General features: G+C 59.5%; 9 protein-coding genes. 6 read left to right on the top strand and 3 right to left on the bottom strand.

What is annotated here, in order from left to right; genetic code table 11:
• The first annotated feature begins 61 nt into the window (after positions 1-61).
• Positions 62-1,069 carry a nucleoside hydrolase gene (locus PMI38_RS24850; RefSeq protein WP_008100420.1) on the top strand — a complete coding sequence of 336 codons (1,008 nt, stop codon included), beginning with the start codon at positions 62-64 and terminating at the stop codon, positions 1,067-1,069.
• On the opposite strand, the gene PMI38_RS24845 is transcribed toward PMI38_RS24850, so the two are convergent.
• Entirely contained in the window at positions 1,041-1,253 is a 213-nt protein-coding gene (locus PMI38_RS24845) for a hypothetical protein (RefSeq protein ID WP_008100418.1), read from the bottom strand. The two genes, PMI38_RS24850 and PMI38_RS24845, sit on opposite strands and share 29 nt — an antisense overlap.
• Before the next feature lie 297 nt (positions 1,254-1,550).
• On the opposite strand from PMI38_RS24845, the gene PMI38_RS24840 reads away from it, so the two are divergent.
• Positions 1,551-1,865 carry an I78 family peptidase inhibitor gene (locus PMI38_RS24840; RefSeq protein WP_008100416.1) on the top strand — a complete coding sequence of 105 codons (315 nt, stop codon included), beginning with the start codon at positions 1,551-1,553 and terminating at the stop codon, positions 1,863-1,865.
• Positions 1,866-2,040: 175 nt separating this feature from the next.
• Here PMI38_RS24840 and PMI38_RS24835 read toward each other — a convergent pair whose 3' ends face one another.
• A complete protein-coding gene (locus PMI38_RS24835) occupies positions 2,041-2,253 on the bottom strand; it encodes a cold-shock protein (protein ID WP_008100414.1) in 213 nt (70 codons plus the stop codon).
• Between the two features lie 162 nt (positions 2,254-2,415).
• Entirely contained in the window at positions 2,416-2,718 is a 303-nt protein-coding gene (locus PMI38_RS24830) for a hypothetical protein (RefSeq protein ID WP_008100412.1), read from the bottom strand.
• 335 nt (positions 2,719-3,053) lie between these two features.
• Between PMI38_RS24830 and thrS the strand changes: the two genes are divergently transcribed.
• From thrS to rplT, 4 genes are read left to right on the top strand one after another with little or no spacing between them, the layout of a single operon-like run.
• Positions 3,054-4,976, top strand: coding sequence for a threonine--tRNA ligase (gene thrS, locus PMI38_RS24825; RefSeq protein ID WP_008100410.1), 1,923 nt, complete (start codon positions 3,054-3,056; stop codon positions 4,974-4,976).
• Positions 4,976-5,527, top strand: a complete 552-nt coding sequence (infC, locus tag PMI38_RS24820) for a translation initiation factor IF-3 (protein ID WP_012052879.1) — start codon at positions 4,976-4,978, stop codon at positions 5,525-5,527. Before thrS ends, infC begins: the two co-directional genes overlap by 1 nt.
• A gap of 60 nt (positions 5,528-5,587) precedes the next feature.
• Positions 5,588-5,782, top strand: coding sequence for a 50S ribosomal protein L35 (rpmI, locus tag PMI38_RS24815; RefSeq protein WP_008100408.1), 195 nt, complete (start codon positions 5,588-5,590; stop codon positions 5,780-5,782).
• Between the two features lie 28 nt (positions 5,783-5,810).
• Positions 5,811-6,167 carry a 50S ribosomal protein L20 gene (rplT, locus tag PMI38_RS24810; protein ID WP_003250671.1) on the top strand — a complete coding sequence of 119 codons (357 nt, stop codon included), beginning with the start codon at positions 5,811-5,813 and terminating at the stop codon, positions 6,165-6,167.
• The last annotated feature ends 39 nt before the right edge of the window (positions 6,168-6,206 follow it).

The following is a 6,206-nucleotide window of genomic DNA, read 5'->3' as shown; positions in this document are numbered from 1 at the left end:
GCCGGCGATGGGCCGCAAAGCGGCCCCAACCCATCCACCACCCAGGCAACAGGAGTGCCTCATGCTCAAACCCTTGCTACAAGGACTCACCCTCATGGCCGCAGCCGCCACCACCACCCTCCAGGCCGCCCCGCGCGAGCTGATCATCGACACCGACCCCGGCGCCGACGATGTGGTCGCGCTGTTCCTCGCCATGGCCTCGCCGGAGGAACTGAACATCCGCGCCATTACCACCGTGGCGGGCAACGTGCGCCTGGACAAGACCTCGCGCAATGCCCGCCTGGCCCGAGAGTGGGCAGGACGCGAAGACATCCCGGTATACGCCGGGGCAGGGCGGCCACTGGTACGCACACCCATCTATGCCGCCGAGGTGCACGGTGAAGAAGGCCTGACCGGCGTTCGGGTGCATGAACCGAAGCAGCCACTGGCCCAGGGCAGCGCCGTGCAATACCTGGTCGATACGTTGGCGGCGGCCAAGCCGCAGAGCATCACCCTCGTCATGCTCGGCCCGCAGACCAACCTGGCCCTGGCGCTCACCCAGCGTCCGGAGATTGCCAAGGGCATCAAGGAAGTCGTGGTAATGGGGGGTGCTCACTTCAACGGCGGCAACATTACCCCGGTAGCGGAATTCAACCTGTTCGCCGACCCGCATGCTGCGCAGGTGGTACTGGCCAGTGGCGTGCCAATGACCTACCTGCCCCTGGACGTGACCCACAAGCTGCTTACCAGCGACGCACGTCTCAAGCAGCTGGCGGCAGTGAACAACCACGCCAGCCAGTTAGTGGTGGATATCCTCAACGCCTACATCAAGCACGACATGGACCAGTACGGCCTGCCCGGCGGCCCCGTGCATGATGCAAGTGTCATCGCCTACCTGCTCAAGCCCGAGCTGTTCAGCGGCCGGCGCATCCATGTGAGCATCGACAGTCGCGAAGGCCCGACCTTCGGTCAGACCGTCGCAGACTGGTACGGCGTGCTCAAGCAGCCGGCCAATGTGATGTGGGTGGCAGAGGGTGACGCCCAGGGCTTCTTCGACCTGCTCAGCGCGCGCCTGGCTCGATTGCAATAGCCGTGTGCGGAGCGTAGCGCTCGAACACCTGCTCGATGAAGCTGCGCGCCGCCTCGCCGCCGCGGTCACGCACCAGCAGGTCGATGGCGATCAACAGCAACTCTTCGGGCGTGCTGGGGCTGTAGGCGCTCTGGCCCTCGGCCCATTTGACCTTGATATCGGCGTCGATGCTATGGCTGCTCATGAAAGGCTCTCACTGGGGGCCCAGGGCGGAGGGGCGAACACCTGACCCTGGTGTTCGAAGAAGGCATTGTGCCTTCACTTCTTAAAGTAAATCATGACATTGCGTCAATAGCCTTGCGGCTCTCAGCATAAAAAGCTTCGCGGCGTAAACCAAGCGACTTGCGATGAACGCTGCAAAATCCGGTCACGATTGCCTTTCGCCTACGGTGCCGAGTTCAGGCAAACTTTTCCGTTTTGCAACAAATGACTGGTGGAACTGTCCGAACAGGCAGTTCCCGGATCGATTTTAGGAGGATTCATGTTCCGTACCCGTGCTTCCCTGGCAACCTTGCTGATCACTGCCGTGCTGGCGGGTTGCAGCACTGGTGGCAACACTGGCGGTGGCAGCGCGCCCGCCGCTGGCAACGATGGCCGTTGCGAGGCCAGCGGTGCCGAGTTCGCCATCGGCAAGCAGGGCAGCGCTGACCTGCTCGAGCAGGCGCGCAAGGCCAGCGGCTCGCAGATGGCACGTATCCTCAAGCCGCATGATGTGGTGACCCTGGAGTACCGCTCCGAGCGTTTGAACCTGAACGTGGACGAGCGGGGTGTGGTAACCCGCGTCAACTGCGGTTGATCAGTACCGGCCTCATCGCCGGCAAGCCGGCTCCCACAGAAGTTGCAGCGCTGCGATCATCATTGTGGGAGCCGGCTTGTCGTGGCGACGAACCGCGGCGATAGGGCCGGTACTGACAAACCCCAAGCCATAAAAAAACCCGCCACAAGGGCGGGTTTTTTTTACAGCTTCCGAATTACTCCGGACGAACCTGTGCAGCCTGCATGCCCTTCTGGCCGCGCTCGGCGACGAAGGTAACAGCCTGGCCTTCTTTCAGGCTCTTGAAGCCGTCGGATTCGATGGCCTTGAAGTGAACGAACAGGTCGTCGCCGCCGCCTGCTGGGGTGATGAAGCCGTAGCCTTTCTCATCATTGAACCATTTGACGGTGCCGTTTTGGCGATTGGACATGGGGTGAATCTCCAGACATTTTGATTTTTTCGGTGGTGCAATGTGGCCGAGGCTACGGAGCACGGACAACATCATAGTCTAATTCTGCGGATGTAGCGCCTTTTACCTTCGCAGGATGTTGATCCAGGCCAAATGATGCGTGCCCGGTTCACCCTGCGCCGGTCATTTTGGCTTACAGGTGGCTTGCACGACAGTCTGTGCCTTCTGCATCAGCTTGGCGTCAACGCCGTCCTTGCTGTCCAGGTCTTCGATCTCCTTGTCGGTGAAATTCTTTTTGATGGCTTGGGCACCGCAGTCGCAGTGTTTTTTCGCGGTCGCAGCGTCGACGCCTTGGGCGCCGGCTACCTGCTGGCACTGAGCCATGTAGGCGCCCTCCTTGCCGGCAGGGAAGTTGCCAGCAGTAGCGGCCACAGGCAGCAGCAGGGCGCCAGCGGCCGCCAGGGCCAGAAGAGACTGTACTCGCATAACCAGACACTCCTTGGGTTAAGGTCTCATCAAGAGTAGGTTGCTTCCCAAGGTCTGATAGGAATTTTTCCGCGTTAGTTCACCGTGGCGGCGCAATATCCAAATAATTTCTGCCTGCCGTGCAACCCGCGTGCTAGCATGCTCGGCTTGCAGCTGCAGACTTGCAGCGTGCAGCTATCTTTTTACTTTCCAGTCACTCAGGTCCCCCTGGCAAGCCGAAAGGCTTCTGCCACTGTGAGGCAGGCTTCCCCCGCGGAAGGCAGGTCGGATCTTGTACTGGCTCATCCCAACCCACGTGACCTTTGGTAGGGGTCACCACTAGGAGAGGAGGCGCCATGCCCGTTATTACTCTTCCCGATGGCAGTCAACGCGCGTTCGATCACGCCGTATCCGTAGCCGATGTTGCCGCGTCGATCGGCGCCGGCCTGGCCAAGGCCACGCTGGCCGGCAAGGTCGATGGCAAGCTGGTCGATGCCTGCGACCTGATCACCCATGACGCCAAGCTGCAGATCATCACCCCTAAAGATGAAGAGGGACTGGAGATCATCCGTCACTCGTGCGCCCACCTGATCGGCCATGCGGTGAAGCAGCTGTACCCGACCGCCAAGATGGTCATCGGCCCGGTCATCGACGAAGGCTTCTACTACGACATCGCCTACGAGCGTCCTTTCACGCCTGACGACCTGGCAGCCATCGAAAAGCGCATGCAGCAGCTGATCGAGAAGGACTACGACGTCGTCAAGAAGATGACCCCGCGCGCCGAAGTCATCGACGTGTTCAAGACCCGAGGCGAAGACTACAAGCTGCGCCTGGTCGAGGACATGCCCGACGAGCAGGCCATGGGCCTGTACTATCACGAAGAATACGTCGACATGTGCCGTGGCCCGCACGTGCCGAACACTCGCTTCCTCAAGGCATTCAAGCTGACCAAGCTGTCCGGCGCCTACTGGCGCGGCGATGCCAAGAACGAGCAGCTGCAGCGCGTGTACGGCACCGCCTGGGCTGACAAGAAGCAACTGGCCGCCTACATCCAGCGCATCGAAGAAGCCGAGAAACGCGACCACCGCAAGATCGGCAAGCAGCTCGACCTGTTCCACTTGCAGGAAGAAGCGCCGGGCATGGTGTTCTGGCACGCCAACGGCTGGACCGTTTACCAGGTACTCGAGCAGTACATGCGTAAAATCCAGCGCGAAAACGGCTACCAGGAAATCAAGACCCCGCAGGTTGTCGACCGTATCCTCTGGGAGCGCTCCGGCCACTGGTCCAACTACGCCGAGAACATGTTCACCACTTCGTCGGAAAGCCGTGACTTCGCGGTAAAACCGATGAACTGCCCATGCCACGTGCAGGTGTTCAACCAGGGCCTGAAGTCATACCGCGACCTGCCGCTGCGTCTGGCCGAGTTCGGTGCTTGCCACCGCAACGAGCCGTCCGGCGCCCTGCACGGCATCATGCGCGTGCGTGGCTTCGTGCAGGACGACGCGCACATCTTCTGCACCGAAGATCAGGTGAAGAAAGAAGCCGCCGACTTCATCAAGCTGACCCTGGACGTGTACAACGACTTCGGTTTCACCGATGTCGCCATGAAGCTGTCGACCCGTCCGGCCAAGCGTGTGGGCTCCGAAGAGCTGTGGGACCGTGCCGAAGGCGCACTGGCCGACGCCCTGAACGAATCGGGCCTGGAGTGGGAATACCAGCCGGGCGAGGGTGCGTTCTACGGTCCGAAGATCGAGTTCACCCTGCGCGACTGCCTCGGCCGTAACTGGCAGTGCGGCACCCTGCAGTACGACCCGAACCTGCCGGAGCGCCTGGACGCCAGCTACATCGCCGAAGACAACGCGCGCAAGCGCCCGGTGATGCTGCACCGCGCTATCCTTGGCTCGTTCGAACGCTTCATCGGCATGCTCATCGAACACTATGCCGGCGTGTTCCCGGCGTGGCTGGCACCGACCCAGGCGGTGATCATGAATATCACCGACAAACAGGCCGATTTCGCCCTTGAGGTTGAGAAATCTCTGAACGGTAGCGGTTTCCGTGCCAAGTCGGACTTGAGAAATGAGAAGATCGGCTTTAAAATCCGCGAGCATACTTTGCTCAAGGTCCCGTACCTTTTGGTTATAGGGGATCGCGAAGTCGAAACGCAAACCGTCGCTGTGCGTACTCGCGAAGGCGCAGACCTGGGCTCCATGCCCGTCGCCCAATTCGCTGAGCTGCTGACACAAGCGGTTTCCCGGCGTGGTCGCCAAGAATCGGAGTAATGACTATTAAGCGTGAAATGAGAAACGATAAGCGTGCTGTACCGAAGGCCCCGATCAACGAGAATATCTCGGCCCGCGAGGTTCGGTTAATTGGCGCAGACGGCGAGCAGGTTGGCATCGTCTCGATTGATGAAGCGCTGCGTATCGCTGATGAAGCGAAGCTGGATCTGGTAGAAATCTCTGCAGACGCGGTACCGCCCGTCTGCAAGGTCATGGACTACGGCAAGCACCTCTTCGAAAAGAAGAAGCAGGCTAACGAAGCCAAGAAAAACCAGAAGCAGATCCAGATCAAAGAAATCAAGTTTCGTCCAGGGACGGAGGATGGGGATTACCAGGTAAAACTACGCAACCTGGTACGTTTCCTTACCGATGGGGACAAGGCCAAGATCTCTCTGAGATTCCGTGGTCGTGAGATGGCCCACCAGGAACTGGGCATGGAGCTGTTGAAGCGGGTCGAAGCCGACCTCGCCGAATACGGCACCGTTGAGCAGCATCCTAAGATGGAAGGACGCCAGCTTATGATGGTCATCGCCCCCAAGAAAAAGAAGTAATCTCCCGGGCACGGCAGGCCTGATGATTATGTGTAATTTTATCGAATGCGGAGTTCCAACATGCCAAAAATGAAAACCAAGAGCGGTGCTGCGAAGCGCTTCCTGAAGACAGCTTCGGGCTTCAAGCACAAGCACGCTTTCAAGAGCCACATCCTGACCAAAATGTCGACCAAGCGTAAGCGTCAACTGCGTGGTAGCAGCCTGCTGCACCCGTCCGACGTCGCGAAAGTCGCGCGCATGCTGCGCGTTCGTTAATTCTGGTCAAAGATAGAGGAAGTTACTCATGGCTCGTGTAAAGCGCGGCGTTATCGCTCGTAAGCGTCACAAAAAAATTCTGAAACTGGCTAAAGGTTACTACGGTGCACGCTCGCGCGTATTCCGCGTAGCCAAGCAGGCAGTCATCAAGGCAGGCCAATACGCCTACCGCGACCGTCGCCAGAAGAAGCGTCAGTTCCGCGCACTGTGGATCGCTCGTATCAACGCCGGTGCCCGCACCAACGGTCTGTCTTACAGCCGTCTGATTGCTGGCCTGAAAAAGGCGTCGATCGAAATCGACCGTAAGGTTCTGGCTGACCTGGCAGTGAACGAAAAAGCGGCGTTTGCTGCAATTGTCGAGAAAGCTAAAGCCGTTCTGGCTTAAGTACCCACGACAATCATCCGGCAGCGCGCTGCGCTGTCG

It is taken from the genome of Pseudomonas sp. GM84, from assembly GCF_000282535.1.
In the GTDB taxonomy this organism is placed as follows: Bacteria; Pseudomonadota; Gammaproteobacteria; order Pseudomonadales; family Pseudomonadaceae; genus Aquipseudomonas.
The sequence above is the reverse complement of the archived record's forward strand: the minus strand, read 5'-3'. Positions and strand labels throughout refer to the sequence as shown.

What these genes read in the sequence shown, in the direction of transcription:
- PMI38_RS24850 (WP_008100420.1), top strand. Translation starts at nt 62, where the DNA reads ATGCTCAAACCCTTGCTACAAGGACTCACCCTCATGGCCGCAGCCGCC.
- PMI38_RS24845 (WP_008100418.1), bottom strand. Translation starts at nt 1,253, where the DNA reads ATGAGCAGCCATAGCATCGACGCCGATATCAAGGTCAAATGGGCCGAG.
- PMI38_RS24840 (WP_008100416.1), top strand. Translation starts at nt 1,551, where the DNA reads ATGTTCCGTACCCGTGCTTCCCTGGCAACCTTGCTGATCACTGCCGTG.
- PMI38_RS24835 (WP_008100414.1), bottom strand. Translation starts at nt 2,253, where the DNA reads ATGTCCAATCGCCAAAACGGCACCGTCAAATGGTTCAATGATGAGAAA.
- PMI38_RS24830 (WP_008100412.1), bottom strand. Translation starts at nt 2,718, where the DNA reads ATGCGAGTACAGTCTCTTCTGGCCCTGGCGGCCGCTGGCGCCCTGCTG.
- thrS (WP_008100410.1), top strand. Translation starts at nt 3,054, where the DNA reads ATGCCCGTTATTACTCTTCCCGATGGCAGTCAACGCGCGTTCGATCAC.
- infC (WP_012052879.1), top strand. Translation starts at nt 4,976, where the DNA reads ATGACTATTAAGCGTGAAATGAGAAACGATAAGCGTGCTGTACCGAAG.
- rpmI (WP_008100408.1), top strand. Translation starts at nt 5,588, where the DNA reads ATGCCAAAAATGAAAACCAAGAGCGGTGCTGCGAAGCGCTTCCTGAAG.
- rplT (WP_003250671.1), top strand. Translation starts at nt 5,811, where the DNA reads ATGGCTCGTGTAAAGCGCGGCGTTATCGCTCGTAAGCGTCACAAAAAA.